Source organism: Cupriavidus cauae, from assembly GCF_026210475.1.
GTDB classification, from domain to species: domain Bacteria; phylum Pseudomonadota; class Gammaproteobacteria; order Burkholderiales; family Burkholderiaceae; genus Cupriavidus; species Cupriavidus cauae.
Map to the genome: position 1 here is coordinate 2,056,365 of NZ_CP080293.1, position 19,198 is coordinate 2,075,562.

Below are 19,198 nucleotides of genomic sequence, written 5' to 3' on the forward strand. Positions count from 1 at the left end.
ATCCATGAGTGCAATCGTAGATATCATCGGTCGCGAGGTTCTCGACTCGCGCGGCAACCCGACCGTCGAATGCGACGTTCTGCTCGAATCGGGCGTGATGGGTCGCGCCGCGGTGCCGTCGGGCGCGTCGACCGGCTCGCGTGAGGCGATCGAACTGCGCGATGGCGACAAGTCGCGCTATCTGGGCAAGGGCGTGCTGAAGGCCGTCGAGCACATCAACACCGAGATCTCCGAAGCCATCATGGGCCTGGACGCCGCCGAACAGGCCTTCCTGGACCGCACGCTGATCGATCTGGACGGCACCGAGAACAAGAGCCGCCTGGGCGCCAACGCGATGCTGGCCGTGTCGATGGCGGTGGCCAAGGCCGCCGCCGAGGAAGCCGGCCTGCCGCTGTACCGCTACTTCGGCGGTTCGGGCGCGATGCAGATGCCGGTGCCGATGATGAACATCGTCAACGGCGGCGCGCACGCCAACAACAGCCTGGACATCCAGGAATTCATGATCATGCCGGTGTCGCAGAAGAGCTTCCGTGAAGCGCTGCGCTGCGGCGCCGAGGTGTTCCACGCGCTGAAGAAGATCCTGGCCGACAAGGGCATGTCGACCGCGGTCGGCGACGAAGGCGGCTTCGCGCCGAACTTCGCCTCGAACGAGGAATGCCTGAACACCATCCTGCAGGCGATCGAGAAGGCCGGCTATCGCGCCGGCGAGGACGTGCTGCTGGCGCTGGACTGCGCCTCGAGCGAGTTCTTCCGCGAAGGCGAGGACCTGTATCACCTGGAAGGCGAAGGCCTGACGCTGAATTCGACCCAATGGGCCGACTACCTGGCCAATCTGTGCGACAAGTTCCCGATCGTGTCGATCGAGGACGGCATGGCCGAAGGCGACTGGGACGGCTGGAAGGTGCTGACCGACAAGCTCGGCAAGCGCGTGCAGCTGGTCGGCGACGATCTGTTCGTCACCAACACCAAGATCCTGAAGGAAGGCATCGACAAGGGCATCGGCAACTCGATCCTGATCAAGATCAACCAGATCGGCACGCTGACCGAAACCTTCGCGGCGATCGAGATGGCCAAGCGCGCCGGTTACACGGCCGTGATCTCGCACCGTTCGGGCGAGACCGAGGACAGCACCATCGCCGATATCGCGGTGGGCACCAACGCAGGCCAGATCAAGACCGGCTCGCTGTCGCGTTCGGACCGCATCGCCAAGTACAACCAGCTGCTGCGCATCGAGGAAGACCTGGGCGACATCGCCAGCTACCCCGGCAAGAGCGCGTTCTACAATCTGCGCTAAGCCCGGGAGTCGGCAGGCGCCCGGCGGCCTCGGTCGCCGGCGCCTGCGGCCACCGCCCAGTCGTCCGTTTCCTGAATGCCCATGCGCCTGATTACGCTGCTGTTGTTCGTGGTGCTGCTCGCGATCCAGTATCCCCTGTGGCTGGGCAAGGGCGGCTGGTTGCGCGTGTGGGAATTGAACAAACAGGTCGGCGAGCAGACCGCCCGCAACGAACAGCTCAAGCGCCGCAATGCCAAGCTCGAGGGCGAGGTGCTGGACCTGCAGGACGGCACCGGCGCGGTCGAGGAGCGGGCGCGCTACGAGCTCGGCATGGTCAAGGACGGCGAGGTGTTCATCCAGTTCGTCGCACCGGCCCCCAAGGTCAGCGCCACGCCGCCGCTGCCCCCGCCTCCGGCGGCCAAGCCCGGTTCCGGCGGGCACTGAGCGTCAGGCTGCCGCCGGCTCGCGTCTTACGCCAGCGCTTCACCACCACCAGTACGGGTAGCCGCCCCAGCCCCAATAGCCGGGCGACCCGATGCTGACCCCGCCGCCCCAGCGGCCGCGGCCCCATCCCCCGTAGTACAAACTCCAGCTCGACAGCGGATACGCCGGATAGGCGTAGGTCGATGCGCGCGCCCAGGCCTGGGCCTGCTGATCGCGGGCGATCGCGGCCTCCTGTTCACGCAGCACCTGCTTGTTCAGCGCGTCCAGCCGCTTGCGTTCCTCGGCGCTGAGCGGCGCGGCAGGTGCCCGGGACACGGTATCCGGCGCTAGCCGGGCGGTCGGCGGCGAGCCGTTGATGTCGCGCGGCAGATTGGCGGCGCACCCCGCGGCCAGCAGCGGCGCGGCCAGCAATGCAAGACGGATCGACGAAGGGATGGCCGGCATGATGACCTCCAGGCGGTGCGCGGATGTCGGGGAGACTTTGTTGACTTTGATTTTAGTGAGCCGGCAAAGTTTGCGGCCCGCGGGGCACCACAGGGTTTTTCCCCTCTCCCGCTGAGGGGAGAGGGAGAACAGACCGGGGGAACCGGTCAGCCTGGCCGGCAGAGCTCAGCGCTGCTCGGTGTCACTCCGTGCTGCTTAGCGCCGCTCAGTGCCGATGTCCCGCGCCCTCGCCGACCCCCGCCGGCATCGCCGCGCCGCTGAACAGCTGCGCGCAGTCGACCGGGTCGAAGCGGTACTCCTGGCCGCAGAAGTCGCAGTGGATCTCCACCGAGCCGCGCTCGGCGACGATGTCGTCGACCTCGGCCTGGCCCAGCGACTGCAGCATGTTCGCCACCTTGGTGCGCGAGCACGAGCAGCGGAAGTGCGGCGTGCCGGGTTCGAACACGCGCAGCCCGGCGTCCTGCAGGTCTTCCCAGAACAGCCGCCGCAGCAGCGTATCCGGCTGTTCGGCCAGCAGTTCCTCGGTCTTGAGCGTGGCGCCGAGCTGGCAGGCGCGGTCCCAGGTATCGAGATCCTGCGCGCGGCCGTGGGCCGACAGCGGCGCGCCGGTCTCGCCAACCTGTGCGGGCGGGCGGCCGGGCTTGCCTTCCATCGTGCCGCCGTAGGACGGCAGCTTCTGCAGCAGCATGCCGGCCGCGACGCGGTCGTCGGCGGCCAGCCACAGCCGCGTGTCGAGCTGCTCGGAGGCCTGCATATAGTGCTCGAGCACGGCGCTGATCGACGTCAGCGGACCATGGGCGTCGGCCAGCGGCACGATGCCCTGGTAGGGCTGCTGGCCCGGCAGCTTGTCGTGCGGGTCCAGCGTGATGGCGAAGCGCCCCTGGCCGTGCTGGTTGACCAGCTCGGCCAGCGTGGCATCGTCGGCGATCTCGACGCCTTCGGCCAGCTTCGCGGTGCCGCGCAGCGACAGGTCGGACAGGCATTCGACCACCAGCATGCGCACCGGCCCGTCGCCATGCAGCTGCATCACCAGCGCGCCGTTGAACTTCAGGTTGGCCGACAGCAGCGCGGCCGCGGCCATCATCTCGCCGAGCAGCCGGCGTACCGGGGCCGGATAGTGGTGGCGCTCCAGCGCTTCCTGCCAGGTCGATTGCAGCCGCACCAGCTCGCCGCGCACCGGGGCGGCGTCGAACAGGAATTTCTGCAGGGTGTCCGGGGTTTGGGTTTCAGTCACGATCATCCATCGGTGGGATCGGCCGGCGCGCGGGCGCTCAGCCGATGCGTTTCAATTCCTTCTTGTAGACGGCCTGGCGTGCCGCATACGTGTCGGTGTTGCGGTACAGGCCGGCCACTTCCTCGTCGCTCAGTTCGCGTACCGCCTTGGCGGGGGCGCCCAGGATCAGCGTGCGGTCGGGGAACACTTTGCCTTCGGTGACGATGGCGCCGGCGCCGACCAGGCATTCCTTGCCGATCACCGCGCGGTTCAGCACCACCGCCTGAATGCCGATCAACGCGCCTTCGCCGATCGTGCAGCCGTGCAGCATCGCCTGGTGGCCGATGGTGACGCGGTCGCCGATCGTCAGCGGGCAGCCCGGGTCGGTGTGCAGCACCGCGCCTTCCTGCACGTTGGTCGCTTCGCCGACGACGATGGGCTCGTTGTCGCCCCGGATTACCGCGCCCGGCCAGACGCTGGCTCGCGCCTTGAGCGTCACGTTGCCGATGACGGTGGCTTCGGCAGCCACGTAGGCGTCGGCATCGATGGAAGGGGCGGTATCGCCGAGCTGGTAAAGCGACATGAGGTCTCCTGTACGGGGTTCGTTTCTAGATGGGGATGGCCGCCGGGCCTTAAAGGGCGGAACCCCGGGCGCAACACCGGGGCGCAACACCGGGGCGCAACACCGGGGCGCAACACCGGGGCGTAGGTCGTATGAGGCCGGGCGGTGCCGGCAAGGCTCTACAATCGCGGCAGACCGGATTTTACGCCCATGCCCGCCTACGCTGCCGAACCCGCCCCAGATCGCGATGCCACGGCGCCGATCGACCCAGATGCGGCCTCCTCGCCGCTTTCCCTGCGCCATCGGGCGCTCGCCGTGCTGGCGGAGCCCGATCCCGCCGCCAAGGCCGCCGCGGCCCGTGCATTGGGCGCCGCCTCACTGGAAGCCGGCGATGATGCCATCGGCGCCGCCCTGACGCTCGCCGCCGCCGGCCCGGTGCCTGGCCGCCCGGCGCGTCCGGAGCTGGTGCCGCCGCAGAAGGTCGAGCGGCGCGGCTCGCTGCAGAATCCGGCGGGGCGCGCGGTGCTGATCCACGCGCTGGCGCATATCGAGTTCAACGCGATCAACCTGGCGCTCGATGCGGTCTGGCGCTTCGCCGGCATGCCGGCGGGGTATTACCGCGACTGGCTGCAGGTGGCCGACGAGGAGGCGCTGCACTTCACGCTGCTGGCCGCGCACCTGCGCAAGCTGGGCTTCGCCTACGGCGATTTCCCGGCGCACAACAGCCTGTGGGAGATGGCGGACCGCACCGCCGGCGACGTGCTGGCGCGCATGGCGCTGGTGCCGCGCACGCTGGAGGCACGCGGGCTGGACGCCTCGCCGGTGGTCCGCACGCGGCTGGCCGACGCCGGCGATGCCGAGGCCGCGGCGATCATCGACATCATCCTGCGCGACGAGGTCGGCCACGTGGCGATCGGCAACCGCTGGTATCGCTGGCTATGCGCCGAGCGGGGCCTCGATCCTGTGACCACCTACGCCGAACTGGCCGAGCGCCACCAGGCGCCGCGGCTGCGGCCGCCGTTCAATCTGGCGGCGCGCCGCGCGGCCGGCTTCGACGAGGACGAACTGGCCTGGCTGACCGGCAGCGCCGGATAACCGGCAACCGGTGAAGGACCAACCGGCTGACCTCAACCAGCGGACTCAACCGGCTGCTCAACCGGCTGCTCAACCGGCTGACCGCCTAGCCGTTGCCCACGCGCGGGGCCGCCGCACGCTGCCGTGCCGCCTCTTCCTCCTGCAACCGCAACACGCGGCGCTGGATCTTGCCGGTGGTTGTCATCGGCAGCTGGTCGATGAAGGCGATCGCCTTCGGATACTCGTACGGCGCCAGCTGTCCCCGCACGTGCTGCTGCAGTTCGGCGACCAGCGCGGCCTCGGACTCGGCCGAGCGCTGCACGCCCGGCGTCAGCACGATGAAGGCCTTGACGATCGCGCCGCGCTCGGGGTCCGGCGACGGCACCACCGCGCAGTTCGACACCGCCGGATGCTTGAGCAGGCAGTTCTCGATCTCGCTCGGGCCGATGCGATAGCCCGAGGACTTGAAGACGTCGTCGGCGCGGCCCTGGTACCACAGGTAGCCGTCTTCATCGACACGGGCGAGGTCGCCGGTGCGGCACCAGCGCAGGCCATCGTACTCGACGAACTTGCCCTCGGTGGCCGCCTCGTTCTTCCAGTAGCCGAGGAAGAACACCGGATCGGGATGGCCGTGGATGTCGGTGGTGCAGACCGCCACCTCGCCGTCCTCGCCGGGCGGGCAGGGGCGGCCTTCGTCGTCGACCACGGCGACGCGGTGGCCGGGGTAGGGCCGTCCCATCGAGCCCGGCCGCGCCGGCCAGCCGAGCTGGCCATCGTCGTATTGCGCGGTGCAGTTGCCGACGATGTAGTTGATCTCGGTCTGGCCGAACATCTCGTTGACGATCACGCCGAAGGCCTCGCGGCACCAGTCGAATACGGTCTGGCCGACCGCCTCGCCGGCGCTCATCAGCGCGCGCAGCCGCAGGTCGTAGCGCTCGCGCGGGGCCGGGCAGGTCTTCATCATCTGCTTGAGCGCGGTCGGGAACAGGAAGGTGTTGGTGACGCGGTAGCGCTCCATCAGGCCGAAGGCGACCTCGGGCGAGAAGCGGCCCTGGTAGCCGACGATCGTCTTGCCGAAGTACAGCGCCGGCATCAGCGCGTCCCACAGGCCGCCGGTCCAGGCCCAGTCGGCGGGGCTCCAGAACACATCGTCCTCGCGCGGATACCAGTTCTGCGAGCAGACGAAGCCGGTCAGGTTGCCGATCAGCGCGCGGTGCGGCAGCAGCGCGCCCTTGGGCGGCCCGGTGGTGCCGCTGGTGTAGATCAGCACGGCGGCCTCGTCGGCCTTGGTCTGCTCGGCGGTGAAGTCGTCGGCCTGGTCCGCCAGCGCCGCGTCCCAGTCGCGGTCGCCGCGGCCCGCCGCTTCGCCGACGGCGATCACCGCCTGCAGCGCGGGGCAGTCGCCGCGCGCGGCGAGCAGATTGTCGATCGAGGTCTCGTCGGCGATCGCCACGCAGGCCTCGCTGTGCTGCAGGCGATAGCCCAGCGCCTCGGGGCCGAACAGCATCGACAGCGGCATCGCGATCGCGCCGAGCTGATAGACCGCCATATGCGCGACCACGGTTTCGATGCGTTGCGGCAGCACGATCGCCACCCGGTCGCCGCGCCGGACGCCCAGCTCGCGCAGCGCGTGCGACAACCGATTGGCGTCGCGCTGGATCTCGCCGTAGCGATGCGACGCACGCCGGCCATCCTCATGCTCCGTATGGACGGCGATCCGGTCGCGCGTGGCCGGATCGCGTGCCCAGCGGCCGCAGCACGCTTCGGCGAGATTGAAGGTTTCGGGTACGTGCCAGTGGAAGTCGCGGTAGAGCGCGGGATAGTCGTCGCGCCGGCTGTCCGGCAGCGAGGATGCGGCCATGGTGGTCTCCGTTCTTGTGTCCGCGGCGTCGGGCGCCGCGGATCTTGTTGGCATGCTGGCTGGCGTCGCGGACTCGCTTGTGGCTACAATCGCGGTAAATCGAACGAGCGTTCGATTTTGTCGGACTGAGGGCGTGGTGGCCATCGACGGCCCTCGCGGCAATCCTTGGCACGACCATCGTGACGATCGTGACCATCGCGATCAACGTGATCATCACGATCGCAATCATCACCACAGGCAGAGCAATCGCCGCAACCACACAGCCGACAAGGCGGGACAGGGCAGACCATGACGATCCGCGACACATCGCGCTCCGAATGTATCACGGTGCGTGGCCTCGATTACCACGTGCGCCACTGGGGCGAACCGGGCGCGCCGAAGCTGTTCCTGCTGCATGGCTGGATGGACGTGGCGGCCTCGTTCCAGTTCCTGGTCGACGCGCTGCAGGGCCGCTGGCACGCGATCGCGCCGGACTGGCGCGGCTTCGGCCAGACCGGCTGGCCGACCCGCCATCCGGGCACGGCCTCGTACTGGTTTCCCGACTATCTGGCCGACCTCGAAGTCCTGCTCGACCACTATCAGCCGGACGGCGCGGTGGACCTGGTCGGCCACAGCATGGGCGCCAATATCGCGTGCTTCTATGCCGGCGTGCGTCCCGAGCGGGTACGCCGCGTGGTGGACCTGGAGGGCTTCGGCATGACGGCCACTCGGCCAGAGCAGGCGCCGCGGCGCTTCGCCCGTTGGCTCGACGAATTGCGCGACCCGCCGGCGCTGAAGACCTACGACAGCGTCGAGGCGGTCGCCGCGCGGCTGAAGAAGACCAATCCCCGGCTGCGCGACGACCGCGCGGCGTTTCTCGCCGAACACTGGTCGCGGCGCAACGAGGACGGTCGCTGGGAGATCCTCGGCGATCCCGCGCACAAGCTGATCAATCCGGTGCTGTATCGCGTGGACGAGGCGATGGCGATCTGGGCCGCGGCGACCGCGCCGGTGCTGCACGTCGAGGCGCGCGACTCGGAGACGCTGCGCCATATCGCCCACAAGCAGAGCATCGCCGAATTCAAGCAGCGCTTCGCCGCGTTCCGCGATTTCCGCGAGGTGATTCTCGACGACGCCGGCCACATGCTGCATCACGACCAGCCCGAGGCGGTCGCCGGGCTGATCGAGTCGTTCTGCGGCTGAGCCCGCGCGGCGGCCCTCCGCCTCAGTCCGTGCCGTGCGTCAGCGCTTCCTTCAGCGCGGCGTTGTTGCTGGTGTGCACGTGGACCAGCGCCTTGTCGGGGAAGGCGTAGTGGTAGGCGCGGCGCAGCGCCAGCGCGGCCTCGTGGAAGCCCGACAGGATCAGCTTCTGCTTGTTCGGATAGAAGGCGATGTCGCCGGCGGCGAAGATGCCGCGGCGCGAGCTCTCGTAGGTGGTGGTATCGACCAGGATGCGGCCGGCGCGCATGTCGAGGTCCCAATGCGCGATCGGACCCGGTTCGGACACCAGCCCGTACAGCGCGACCAGTTCATCGGCCGGCAGCGTCAGCGTCTCGTCGCGCGTGCGCACCTGCGCGGCGACCAGCGCGTCGCCCTCGGTCTGCAGCGCGCCCAGCATGCCGACGACGAAATCCATCTCGCCCGCCGCCACCGCGGCGCGCATCTCGGCGACCGTATGGTCGGCCGCGCGGAAGCCCTCGCGCCGATGCAGCAGGGTGACGCGCGCGGCCACCTTGCGCAGCGCCAGCGCCCAGTCCAGCGCCGAGTCGCCGCCGCCGGCGACGATCACGCGCTTGCCGGCGAAGCGGGACACGTCGCGCACCGCATAGTGCAAATGCCGGCCCTCCAGCGCCGCCGCCTCGGGCAGCGACACGCGCTGCGGCGCGAACGCGCCGGCGCCGGCGCAGATCAGCACCGCCGCCACCTCGAAACGCTTGCCGGCATCGGTGGCGACCAGCAGCCGCTGCGGCTCGCCGGGCAGTTCCTGCACGCCCTCGACGCGCTGGCCGAAATGCATCGGCACCGCGAACGGTGCGCACTGCTCCAGCAGCCGGTCGACCAGGTCCTGGGCCAGGCAGCCGGGCACGGCGGGGATGTCGTAGATCGGCTTCTCGGGATAGAGCTCGGTGCACTGGCCGCCGGCGCGGTCCAGCACGTCGACGATCTCGCATTGCAGGCCCAGCACCCGGGCCTGGAAGGCCGCGAACAGGCCGACCGGACCGGCGCCGACGATCAGCACGTCGGTGCGGACCGGTTCGGTATTGGTCGCGGCGGGCGGGGTGGAAACGTCTTGGGAGGGGGAGGCCGGATGGGTGTTCTGCATGATCGGATCGTTGCGGCCGGCGTGCGCCATGGCGGCACGCCGCGCGGAAAGACTGGGGAGGCGTCCACTATACCCCGGCCCCGCCGCGGTTCCGGCTACGCCAGCGTTGGCGGCATGGCTATGCGCCGCCGTGGACCGCAGTGGCCCCCATTGGCCGCAGTAGCTGCCGTCGACCGCAGTAGCCACCATTGACAGCAGTGGCCGCCGTCCACCGCAGTGGCCACCGTGGGCCGCAGGGGACCGCCGGGGCGGCCATGTCCCGCGGTGCAGCGGCGCCCGGCTCCTGCGGACACGGAAGGCGCGGGAGTAGAATGACGGAATGCACGCTTCCCACGCCATCAACGCCGACCTGCATTGCCACTCGACCATCTCGGACGGCACGCTGCCACCCGCGGTCGTGGCCGAGCGGGCGCACGCCAACGGCGTCGAGATCTGGTCGCTGACCGACCATGACGAACTGGGGGGCCAGCTGATCGCGCGCGAGACCGCCGAGGCGCTGGGCATGCGCTATGTGCCGGGCGTCGAGATCTCGGTGACCTGGGCGGGCCAGACGGTCCATATCGTCGGCCTGCAGATCGATCCGCTGTGCCCCGAACTGATCGACGGCCTGACCGCGACGCGCTCGGGCCGCGCCCGCCGCGCGCAGGACATCGGCGACGCGCTGCACGCGGTCGGCATCGAGGGCGCCTACGAAGGCGCGCTGCGCTATGTCGGCAACCCCGACCTGATCTCGCGCACGCACTTCGCCCGGTGGATGGTCGACGAGGGTATCTGCGGCAATATCTCCGAGGTGTTCGACCGCTATCTGACCGAGGGCCGCCCCGGCTATGTCGGCCATCGCTGGGCCACGCTCGGCGAGGCGGTCAAGTGGATCCGCGCCGCCGGCGGCATCGCCGTGATGGCCCACCCGGGCCGCTACGACTACACCGATACCCAGCACGACGCGCTCTTCGACGAATTCACCGCGCTCGGCGGCGGCGCCGTCGAGGTCGTGACCGGCAGCCATACGCCGGACCAGTACCGCCGCTATGCCGACGTCGCGCGGCACTACGGGCTGCTGGCCTCGCGGGGCTCGGACTTCCACGGGCCGGGCGAAGGGCGGGTCGAGATCGGCTCGCTGCCGCCGCTGCCGTCGTCGCTGACGCCGGTCTGGCACGACTGGTAAGCCGCCGGACCGCCCCATGTCGCAGTTCTTCGATATCCATCCGGTCGATCCGCAATCGCGCCTGATCAAGCAGGCCGCCCAGATCGTCGGCAAGGGCGGCCTGATCGCGCTGCCCACCGATTCGAGCTATGCGCTCGCCTGCCGGCTCGACGACAAGGGCGCGGTCGAGCGCCTGCGCCGGCTGCGCGGCATCGACGACAAGCACCACCTGACGCTGATGTGCCGCGACCTGTCCGAGCTCGGCAATTTCGCGCGGGTCGACAATCGGCAGTACCGCTGGATCAAGGGCGCCACGCCCGGGCCCTATGTGTTCATCCTCGAGGCCACCAAGGAAGTGCCGCGGCGGCTGTCCCACCCGGCCCGCAAGACCATCGGCGTGCGCGTGCCCGACCATGCCATCCCGCAGGCGCTGTTGAACGAACTGGGCCAGCCGATGATCAGTTCGACGCTGCAGCTGCCCGGCGATGCCGCGCCGCTGGACGATCCTCTCGAAATTCGCGAGCGCCTGCAGAAGCAGCTCGACCTGGTGATCTGCGGCGGCACCGCGCCCGCGCATGCCTGTACGGTGATCGACCTGACCAGCGGCGAACCGGTGCTGGTGCGCGCCGGCCGCGGCGATGTCACCCGCTTCGGGCTGTGAGCGCGGCATCATGCCGCTGCCCGGCGCAGACCGCCCCACGAATCGGCGTGGCGGCCGGTGCCCGCCGTTACAATAGCGCCCCATGGACGCCTCTCTGATTCAGACCTTCGCGGTCTACGCGCTGCCCGTGCTGTTCGCCATCACGCTGCACGAGGCCGCGCATGGCTATGTGGCCAAGCTGTTCGGTGACAACACCGCCTATATGCTCGGCCGGGTCAGCCTCAACCCGGTCCGCCATATCGATCCGATCGGCACCATCGCCGTGCCGCTGCTGCTGTACCTGGTCACCAGCGGCCAGTTCGTGTTCGGCTATGCCAAGCCGGTGCCGGTCGCCTTCGGCCGGCTGCGCAACCCGCGCTGGCACAGCATGTGGGTCGCGCTGGCCGGGCCGGGCGCGAACCTGTTGCAGGCCTTCGCCTGGGCGCTGGTCGCGCTGGGGCTGGTGCTGGCGCAGGTCGACGAACCGTTCTTCGCGCAGATGGCGCGCGCCGGCGTGCTGGTCAACCTGGTGGTGGCGGCGTTCAACCTGTTTCCGATTCCGCCGCTCGATGGCGGGCGCGTGCTCAGCGCCTTGCTGCCGCAGCGCATGGCCTACGCGCTGTCGAAGATCGAGCCGTACGGCATCTTCGTCGTGCTGGCGCTGGTCGCCGCCGGCGTCATCACCCGGGTCTGGATGCAGCCGGTGATGAGCCTGCTGGGCTCGCTGGTCCAGCTGCTGCTGGCGCCGATCCTGGCGCTGGTGCAGTGACGCTGGTGCAATGATTTCCTGAAAGACTGATTACAACGACATGTTCCCCGATCGCGTTCTCTCCGGCATGCGGCCTACCGGCGCGCTGCATCTTGGCCACTACCATGGCGTGCTGAAAAACTGGGTCAAGCTGCAGTCGGAGCACCCGTGCTTCTTCTTCGTGGCCGACTGGCACGCGCTGACGACGCACTACGAGTCGCCCGAGGTGATCGGCCAATCGGTCTGGGAAATGCTGACCGACTGGCTGGCCGCCGGCGTCGATCCGGAGCAGGCCACGCTCTTCATCCAGAGCCGCGTGCCCGAGCACGCCGAACTGTTCACGCTGCTGTCGATGGGCACGCCGCTGGGCTGGCTCGAACGCGTGCCGACCTACAAGGACCAGATCGAGAAGCTCAAGGACAAGGACCTGGCAACCTACGGCTTCCTCGGCTATCCGCTGCTGCAGGCGGCCGACATCCTGATCTATCGCGCCGACAAGGTGCCGGTGGGCGAGGACCAGGTGCCGCACGTCGAGATCACGCGCGAGATCGCGCGCCGCTTCAACTTCCTGTACGGCCGCCAGCCGGGCTTCGAGGAGAAGGCGCAGGAGGCCGCGAAGAAGCTGGGCGGCAAGCGGACCCGCGTGTTCCTCGACCTGCGCAAGACCTTCCAGGAGCAGGGCACCGACAGCGCGCTGGAAGAGGGCCGCGCGCTGGTCGCGCAGTCCCAGAGCCTGTCCAATGACGACCGCGAGCTGCTGCTGGGCTATCTGGCCGGTTCGCGCAAGACCATCCTGGTCGAGCCGCAGGCGCTGCTGACGGCCGCGTCGCGGATGCCCGGGCTCGACGGCCAGAAGATGTCGAAGTCCTATGGCAACACGATCCGCATGCGCGAGGACAAGGACTCGGTCGAGAAGAAGGTGCGCACGATGCCGACCGATCCGGCACGGGTGCGCCGCACCGATCCGGGCGAGCCGGCCCGCTGCCCGGTGTGGCAGCTGCACCAGGTGTATTCCGACGAGCCCACGAAGGAATGGGTGCTCAAGGGCTGCCGCAGCGCCGGCATCGGCTGCATCGAATGCAAGCAGCCGGTGATCGAGGGCATCCTGCGCGAGCAGCAGCCGATGCTCGAGCGCGCCCAGCCGTACATGGACAATCCGGCCCTGCTGCGCGACATCGTCGACCACGGCTGCGCCAAGGCCAGCGCGGTCGCGCAGGAGACCATGCGCGACGTGCGCGAGGCCATGGGGCTGGGATACCGTTGATGGGCTCGCCGCCGTCGTCGATGCCGTCTCCCATGCCGTCCTCCATGCCGTCGTCCATGCCCGCCGGCGCGCCGCATGCCGCGCTCGGCGAGCCCTCGCCCTGGGTGGTGCGCTGGACGCCGTTGCTGCGCGCCGGCGGCCGCGTGCTGGACCTGGCCTGCGGCTGCGGACGCCATGCGCGCTGGCTGGCCGAGCGCGGCTTCGACGTGCTGGGCGTCGACCGCGATGCCGCCGCGCTGGCCGGCCTGCCGAGCCCCGTGCGGACCCGGCAGGCGGACCTGGAGCAGGGCGCCTGGCCGCTGGCCGACGAGGCGCCGTTCGACGCGGTGATCGTCACCAACTATCTGCATCGCCCCTTGTGGCCGCATCTGATCGATGCGCTGGCGCCCGGCGGCGTGCTGATCTACGAAACCTTTGCGGTGGGGAACGAGACGGTCGGCAAGCCGTCCAATCCCGATTTCCTGCTGCGGCCGGGCGAATTGCTCGAGGCGGTACGCGGGAGCCTGCGGGTCGTCGCCTACGAGGACGGCGTGATCGAAGTGCCCCGGACGGCGTTCGTGCAGCGCATATGCGCCGTGCGCGAGGCACTGCAGGCCGCGGGAGCGGCGCCGCCGCCACGCTATCGCCTGGACGGGTGATTTGCGCCAGGTGATGCCGGCGCGATGTCAGCGTGCAAGCGGGCCGATGCGTTGATCCACTTGGTGTTTGCCCGGGTAGGCAGGGTTGCCGGTGTGCTTCGGCGGCCAATTCGTATCCGGTACAATCCCGCTATTCGAAATCTCGAAAACCATACCAGCTATGACACAGATTACCGGCAGCATCGTCGCCATCGTGACGCCGATGCAGGAGGATGGCAGCCTGGATTACGCCGCGCTGCGCAGCCTGATCGACTGGCACGTCGCCGAAGGCACCGATGGCATCGTGATCGTCGGTACCACGGGGGAATCGCCCACGGTGTCGGTCGAGGAGCATTGCGAGCTGATCCGGGTCGCGGTCGAGCAGGCCGCCAAACGCATCCCCATCATCGCCGGGACCGGCGGCAACTCGACCCGCGAGGCGATCGAGCTGACCGCCTTCGCCAAGCAGGTCGGCGCCGATGCGTCGCTGCAGGTCGTGCCCTACTACAACAAGCCGACGCAGGAAGGGATGTACCGGCATTTCCGCACCATCGCGGAAGCGGTCGATCTGCCGGTGCTGCTGTACAACGTGCCGGGACGCACTGTCGCCGACATGAGCAACGACACCATCCTGCGTCTGGCCCAGGTGCCGGGCGTGGTCGGCGTCAAGGAGGCCACCGGCAATATCGACCGCGCGGCCCAGCTGATCAAGGACGCGCCGGAAGGCTTTGCCATCTACAGCGGCGACGATCCCACCGCGGTCGCGCTGATGCTGCTGGGCGGCCACGGCAATATCTCGGTGACCGCCAACGTGGCCCCGCGCAAGATGCACGAGCTGTGCGTCGCGGCGCTCAAGGGCGATGCGATCACCGCCCGCCGCCTCCATATGGAGCTGATCGCGCTGAACAAGGCGCTGTTCATCGAGGCCAACCCGATCCCCGTCAAGTGGGCGCTGCAACAGATGGGCAAGATGGCCGGCGGCATCCGCCTGCCGCTGACGCCGCTGTCGCCCGAGCACCACGAGACCGTGCGCCGCGCGCTGGCCGGCGCCGGGCTGCTCGCCTGATCGATCCGATTTTTCTTTCGCGCCAAGCGGTCATTCCCTTCACTAGGATTGCGTGTCAATGAAACTCAAGCTTAACCGCCATGGCGTGCCGCAAGGCCGCCGTGCCGCCCTGGTCTTGCCGCTGCTCGCGCTCGGCATGACCGCTGGCTGCAGCACCGTCAACGACATGATGCAGGCCGACAAGATCGACTACAAGTCGGCCGCCGCGGCCAAGCGCACCTCGACGCTCGAGGTGCCGCCGGACCTGACCAAGCTCGACGGCGATCGCCGCTATTCGGTCCCCGAGCAGGCCGGCGCGACGTTGTCCGGCTACCAGCAGGCCACCAGCACCCAGCCCAAGGTCGCCGGCACCAACGTGCTGCCGTCGGCGGAAGGCATCCGCGTCGAACGCGACGGCAACCAGCGCTGGCTCGTCATCAGCAACGGCATGGCGCCCGACCAGCTGTGGCAGACCATGCGCGAGTTCTGGCAGGAGAACGGCTTCCTGCTGGTACAGGACTCGCCCGAGACCGGCATCATGGAAACGGACTGGGCCGAGAACCGCGCCAAGATTCCGCAGGACTTCATCCGCAACACGATCGGCAAGGTGTTCGACAGCCTGTATTCGACCTCGGAGCGCGACAAGTTCCGCAGCCGGGTCGAGAAGGGCCAGAACGGCAACCTGGAAGTCTTCATCAGCCATCGCGGCGCCAAGGAAGAGCTGACCGGCCTGGACAAGTCGCAGACGGTGTGGACCCCGCGCCCGGCCGATCCCGAGCTGGAAGCCGAATTCCTGTCCCGCCTGGCGCAGCGGCTGGGCGTGCAGAAGGAACAGGCCGACCGCATGGCGAAGAACGGCACGCCGCCCGCACCGGCGGGCGCCGCCAAGCCGGCCGCACCGGCCGACGCCGGCGCCGGCAAGACGGCGGCGGCCGCCGCTTCGGCGACCTATCTGACGCAGGTCAACGGCGCGCAGGCGCTGCAGCTGCCCGAGCCGTTCGACCGCGCCTGGCGCTCGGTCGGCCTCGCTCTGGACCGCGTCAACTTCACGGTGGAAGACCGCGACCGCGGCCAGGGCCTGTACTACGTCCGTTATGTCGACACGCGCGACACGGTCAACGACAACCGCGGCTTCTTCTCCAAGCTGTTCACGCGCAGCGGTGGCGATGCCGCCCGTCAGGCGAAGAAGTACCGCGTGGCGCTGAAGGGCAGCGGTTCGGGCACCACCGTGACCGTGCTGAACGACGCCGGCCAACCGGAGTCGACCGAGATCGCCAAGCGCATCCTGACGCTGCTCGACGAGCAGCTGCATTGAACGCTGCATTGAACGCTGCATTGAGCGCTGCATTGAGCCCGGCATTGCACGGACCCGCGATGCCGGGTGCTCGCGCTGCGGTCCGGCCCACCGCCGCGGTTCCGCCCGGCATGGGGTGGGCGCGGCGATGATGCGGTTCGGCTTTCTCGGCAGCGGCAGCGAGGGCAATTCGCTGCTGATCGAATCCCGTGATGGCGCCAGCGTGACCCGCGTGCTGCTCGACTGCGGCTTCGGCCTGCGCGAGACCGCGCGGCGGCTCGAGCGGCTGGGCGTCACGCCCGACGGGCTCGACGCGGTGCTGGTTACCCACGAACACGGCGACCATATCGGCTCGGCCTACGCCTTTGCCGCCCGGCATGGGCTGCCGGTCTTCACTACGCATGGCACCTGGCTGGCGACCTCGCATCTGCGCGGCGCCGACAAGGCCGATGTGCGGGTGATCGGCGCCGACTACGCGTTCGAGATCGGCAATCTGCAGGTGCTGCCTTACACCGTGCCGCACGACGCGCGCGAGCCGGTGCAGTTCGTGCTGTCGGACGGCGATGCGCGGCTGGGCGTGCTGACCGACGCGGGAATGGAAACGCCTTACCTGGTGGCCCGTCTCGCCGGCGTCGACGCGCTGGTGCTCGAGTGCAATCACGACCGCGAGATGCTGCGCAACTCGGTGTATCCGCCATCGTTGAAACGGCGCATCGGTGGCGACTTCGGTCATCTGGCCAACGAGGTGGCCGCCGCGATCCTGGCGCGCGTCGCGCACAGCGGCCTTGGCCGCGTGGTGGCGGCCCATCTGAGTCAGCAGAACAATACGCCGGCCCTGGCGACCGGCGCGCTGGCAGCGGCGCTCGGCACGGTGGCCGACGATATCCTGGTGGCGGATCAGTACGAAGGTCTGGGCTGGCAGACGGTGAAGGGATGAATCAGTACGAACGGCCGGCCGGCAGGCGGTGAAGGGATGAATCGGACGCGATAAATTGCCAGGCCCCGGACGTGCAATCCCTGCCTGGCGAGCGCCCATAAAAAAACCGGCCCGAAGGCCGGTTTTTTTCGTTCGGGCGAACGCTTACTTGGCTTCTGCAGCCGAAGCGTCAGCGGCCGGAGCCGAAGCGTCAGCAGCCGGGGCCGAAGCGTCGGCAGCCGGAGCAGCAGCGGTGTCAGCAGCCGGAGCCGAAGCTTCGGTAGCCGGAGCGGTAGCAGCCGGAGCAGCGGTGTCAGCTGCGGGAGCGGCTTCTTCCTTCTTGCCGCAAGCGGCGACGGCAACAGCAGCCAGCAGGGAAGCGATCAGGAGAGACTTCTTCATTGTTCGTCCTTTAACTTGTAATAGAAAGAAAAACAGGCGATGAATAATTACCGGTAATTATCGCTCGTGAACTTCAATTTAATGGCTCTCCCCGGTGCCGTAAATGCATTGGTCCACAGTACGAGCCAGCTGGCGATTATATCCACGTTTTCCCGGCTTGTGTAGCGCCGTCATTTGCTGACCACACTGTTACGCATTATTACACCGCGGCCGGCGCGAGCTGCAGCCAGCCCTCCAGGGTCCAATGGTGAAATGTCTCCATCAGCTCCGGCAGCTCCGCGCATTGGCCGACCTCGGCGGCGGTCAAATGGCGCCGATCGGCCAGCCGCCGCAGCCAGCCGGCCAGTTCGCCGGGGACCTCGTAAGCTTCGCCATTGAGGAAGAAATGGCTGCGGTCGTATAGCGCGATCGAAGCCGGCGCCAACACAATGCCGTGCGTTCTTGCCAGTTTCGCGTATTTTCCCGCGGCGATTTGCGGAACCTCGGCGAACTCCACGCCGGGCTTCGGTTCGGACAGATGGGTGCCGATAAACTCGGACACCATGTCATTGGACCAGCGCAACGCCTGCAGCCGTTGCGCAACGGTTCGGGCGAGATCCGCGGGCAGTTGCGCGGGACGCGAAGTGGCCGCTTGTCCGGGATCGGCATAACGCCCGGACAGCGCCTCGTTGTCCTCCACGGTTTCCGACAGCCACGCCAGAAAATGCCCCGCCAGCTCGCGGTAGGCCGGCGCGCGGAAACCGATCGAGCAGGTCATGCACTCGCCCTCGGCGACGCCGTCGTGGGCGTATTGCGGCGGCAGGTACAGCATGTCGCCGGGCTCGAGCACGAACTCCTGTTCCGCTTCGAATTCGGCCAGTATCTTTAAAGGAAGATCCGGCACCAGCTCGAGCCGGTCTTGCGACGAGATGCGCCAGCGGCGCCGGCCCGAAACTTGCAGCAGGAACACGTCATAGGAGTCGAAGTGCGGGCCGACACCGCCGCCGTCGGTGGCATAGCTGACCATCACGTCGTCCAGGCGCGCATCCGGGATGAAGCGGAATTGCCCCATCAGCGCGGCCGCCGCGCTATTGTGGAGGTTCACGCCCTGGACCAGCAGCGTCCATTGGCGCGCCTTGGTCGATGGCAGATTGTCGGCGGCAAAGGGGCCGTGCGCCAGTTTCCAGCGGTTGCGGAAGTGGGTGACCAGCCGCGATTCGACGTCGTCGCGGTCGGCCAGCTCGAAAAGCGCTTCCCGCGAGACAGGGGGCACGATATCGGAGATGGCTTGTCGAACCAGCAGGGGTTTGCGGTGCCAGATATCACGCATGAATGCGGCGGGCGTCATGCCCCCGAGCAGCTGAAGTGGCGCATCCGGATCCACCGGGCCGCGGGGCAGGGCCTGCGCGTATAATGCGGAATCGTTCATGGAGTGAAGAATTGAAAATCGCGAAGAACACGGTTGTGTCCGTGGTGTACAAGCTGTCGGATGCGCAGGGCAATCTGATCGAAGAATCGGATGAGCCGATGGTCTACTTGCACGGCGGCTATGATGGCACGTTCCCCAAGATCGAGGAAGCACTCGACGGTCATGCCGCAGGCTTCGAGACGCAGTTGCAGCTCGAGCCCGAGGACGCCTTCGGCGACTACGACGCCGAACTGGTCAAGGTCGAGCCGCGCGATCGTTTTCCCGAACCGCTCGAAGTCGGCATGCAGTTCGAAGGCGTGCCCGAGGACGGCGACGAAGAGGATTCGGTGATCTATACCGTCACCGACGTCGCCGAGGACAAGGTGGTGCTCGACGGCAACCATCCGCTGGCCGGCATGGCGCTGCGTTTCTGGCTGAAGGTCTCCGAGGTCCGCGAAGCGACCGCCGAGGAAGTCGAGCATGGCCACGCGCATGGCGCATCGGGCATCGAAGTGGTCGACGAGGACGAGGACGACGACAGCCCGCGCACGCTGCACTGATCGACGTA

The 19,198-nt window shown here is 68.4% G+C and carries 20 protein-coding genes; 13 read left to right on the forward strand and 7 right to left on the reverse strand.

The window, feature by feature from the left end; all coding sequences use genetic code 11:
• Window positions 1-4 precede the first annotated feature (4 nt).
• Together eno and ftsB are read left to right on the forward strand one after the other, a co-directional pair.
• Window positions 5-1,294, forward strand: a complete 1,290-nt coding sequence (gene eno, locus KZ686_RS09235) for a phosphopyruvate hydratase (RefSeq protein WP_149319288.1) — start codon at window positions 5-7, stop codon at window positions 1,292-1,294.
• Window positions 1,295-1,375: 81 nt separating this feature from the next.
• Window positions 1,376-1,717, forward strand: a complete 342-nt coding sequence (ftsB, locus tag KZ686_RS09240; protein WP_149319287.1) for a cell division protein FtsB — start codon at window positions 1,376-1,378, stop codon at window positions 1,715-1,717.
• A 39-nt stretch (window positions 1,718-1,756) separates the two neighbouring features.
• On the opposite strand, the gene KZ686_RS09245 is transcribed toward ftsB, so the two are convergent.
• The 3 genes from KZ686_RS09245 to KZ686_RS09255 all read right to left on the reverse strand — a co-directional run bounded on the left by KZ686_RS09245 (window position 1,757) and on the right by KZ686_RS09255 (window position 3,957).
• The gene (locus KZ686_RS09245; RefSeq protein ID WP_149319286.1) at window positions 1,757-2,161 is read right to left on the reverse strand and encodes a hypothetical protein; all 405 of its coding nucleotides are present in this window, start codon (window positions 2,159-2,161) and stop codon (window positions 1,757-1,759) included.
• 205 nt (window positions 2,162-2,366) lie between these two features.
• Window positions 2,367-3,395 (reverse strand): Hsp33 family molecular chaperone HslO, encoded by a 1,029-nt coding sequence (gene hslO / locus KZ686_RS09250; protein WP_150081846.1) that lies wholly within the window; start codon window positions 3,393-3,395, stop codon window positions 2,367-2,369.
• A gap of 37 nt (window positions 3,396-3,432) precedes the next feature.
• Window positions 3,433-3,957: a gamma carbonic anhydrase family protein gene (locus KZ686_RS09255; RefSeq protein ID WP_149319284.1), complete on the reverse strand. Its 525-nt coding sequence runs from the start codon at window positions 3,955-3,957 to the stop codon at window positions 3,433-3,435.
• A gap of 189 nt (window positions 3,958-4,146) precedes the next feature.
• On the opposite strand from KZ686_RS09255, the gene KZ686_RS09260 reads away from it, so the two are divergent.
• The gene (locus tag KZ686_RS09260) at window positions 4,147-5,031 is read left to right on the forward strand and encodes a ferritin-like domain-containing protein (protein ID WP_149319283.1); all 885 of its coding nucleotides are present in this window, start codon (window positions 4,147-4,149) and stop codon (window positions 5,029-5,031) included.
• 85 nt (window positions 5,032-5,116) lie between these two features.
• Here KZ686_RS09260 and KZ686_RS09265 read toward each other — a convergent pair whose 3' ends face one another.
• Window positions 5,117-6,871, reverse strand: coding sequence for an acyl-CoA synthetase (locus tag KZ686_RS09265; protein ID WP_265632281.1), 1,755 nt, complete (start codon window positions 6,869-6,871; stop codon window positions 5,117-5,119).
• A gap of 288 nt (window positions 6,872-7,159) precedes the next feature.
• Between KZ686_RS09265 and KZ686_RS09270 the strand changes: the two genes are divergently transcribed.
• A complete protein-coding gene (locus KZ686_RS09270; protein WP_226109103.1) occupies window positions 7,160-8,053 on the forward strand; it encodes an alpha/beta fold hydrolase in 894 nt (297 codons plus the stop codon).
• Window positions 8,054-8,075: 22 nt separating this feature from the next.
• Here the strand turns inward: KZ686_RS09270 and KZ686_RS09275 are convergent, their stop codons facing one another.
• Window positions 8,076-9,173, reverse strand: a complete 1,098-nt coding sequence (locus tag KZ686_RS09275) for an NAD(P)/FAD-dependent oxidoreductase (protein WP_149319427.1) — start codon at window positions 9,171-9,173, stop codon at window positions 8,076-8,078.
• Between the two features lie 319 nt (window positions 9,174-9,492).
• Here KZ686_RS09275 and KZ686_RS09280 point away from each other — a divergent pair, with 319 nt between their 5' ends.
• The 8 genes from KZ686_RS09280 to KZ686_RS09315 all read left to right on the forward strand — a co-directional run bounded on the left by KZ686_RS09280 (window position 9,493) and on the right by KZ686_RS09315 (window position 16,862).
• Window positions 9,493-10,338 carry a 3',5'-nucleoside bisphosphate phosphatase gene (locus KZ686_RS09280; protein ID WP_149319280.1) on the forward strand — a complete coding sequence of 282 codons (846 nt, stop codon included), beginning with the start codon at window positions 9,493-9,495 and terminating at the stop codon, window positions 10,336-10,338.
• A gap of 16 nt (window positions 10,339-10,354) precedes the next feature.
• A complete protein-coding gene (locus KZ686_RS09285) occupies window positions 10,355-10,978 on the forward strand; it encodes an L-threonylcarbamoyladenylate synthase (RefSeq protein ID WP_150081858.1) in 624 nt (207 codons plus the stop codon).
• A gap of 82 nt (window positions 10,979-11,060) precedes the next feature.
• Window positions 11,061-11,726: a site-2 protease family protein gene (locus KZ686_RS09290; RefSeq protein WP_265632282.1), complete on the forward strand. Its 666-nt coding sequence runs from the start codon at window positions 11,061-11,063 to the stop codon at window positions 11,724-11,726.
• 40 nt (window positions 11,727-11,766) lie between these two features.
• Window positions 11,767-12,969: a tryptophan--tRNA ligase gene (locus KZ686_RS09295; RefSeq protein WP_149319277.1), complete on the forward strand. Its 1,203-nt coding sequence runs from the start codon at window positions 11,767-11,769 to the stop codon at window positions 12,967-12,969.
• Window positions 12,970-13,013: 44 nt separating this feature from the next.
• The gene (locus tag KZ686_RS09300) at window positions 13,014-13,607 is read left to right on the forward strand and encodes a class I SAM-dependent methyltransferase (RefSeq protein WP_265632283.1); all 594 of its coding nucleotides are present in this window, start codon (window positions 13,014-13,016) and stop codon (window positions 13,605-13,607) included.
• Between the two features lie 160 nt (window positions 13,608-13,767).
• On the forward strand, window positions 13,768-14,652 hold the full coding sequence (dapA, locus tag KZ686_RS09305; protein ID WP_149319276.1) for a 4-hydroxy-tetrahydrodipicolinate synthase: 885 nt from the start codon (window positions 13,768-13,770) through the stop codon (window positions 14,650-14,652).
• 58 nt (window positions 14,653-14,710) lie between these two features.
• Window positions 14,711-15,946: an outer membrane protein assembly factor BamC gene (gene bamC / locus KZ686_RS09310; protein ID WP_265632284.1), complete on the forward strand. Its 1,236-nt coding sequence runs from the start codon at window positions 14,711-14,713 to the stop codon at window positions 15,944-15,946.
• 127 nt (window positions 15,947-16,073) lie between these two features.
• On the forward strand, window positions 16,074-16,862 hold the full coding sequence (locus KZ686_RS09315; RefSeq protein ID WP_226109096.1) for an MBL fold metallo-hydrolase: 789 nt from the start codon (window positions 16,074-16,076) through the stop codon (window positions 16,860-16,862).
• 144 nt (window positions 16,863-17,006) lie between these two features.
• Here the strand turns inward: KZ686_RS09315 and KZ686_RS09320 are convergent, their stop codons facing one another.
• Window positions 17,007-17,243, reverse strand: a complete 237-nt coding sequence (locus KZ686_RS09320; protein ID WP_043437644.1) for a hypothetical protein — start codon at window positions 17,241-17,243, stop codon at window positions 17,007-17,009.
• Window positions 17,244-17,442: 199 nt separating this feature from the next.
• Entirely contained in the window at window positions 17,443-18,651 is a 1,209-nt protein-coding gene (locus KZ686_RS09325; protein ID WP_317845723.1) for a cupin domain-containing protein, read from the reverse strand.
• Between the two features lie 11 nt (window positions 18,652-18,662).
• Here KZ686_RS09325 and KZ686_RS09330 point away from each other — a divergent pair, with 11 nt between their 5' ends.
• Window positions 18,663-19,190 carry an FKBP-type peptidyl-prolyl cis-trans isomerase gene (locus KZ686_RS09330; protein ID WP_006576455.1) on the forward strand — a complete coding sequence of 176 codons (528 nt, stop codon included), beginning with the start codon at window positions 18,663-18,665 and terminating at the stop codon, window positions 19,188-19,190.
• Window positions 19,191-19,198: the final 8 nt, after the last annotated feature.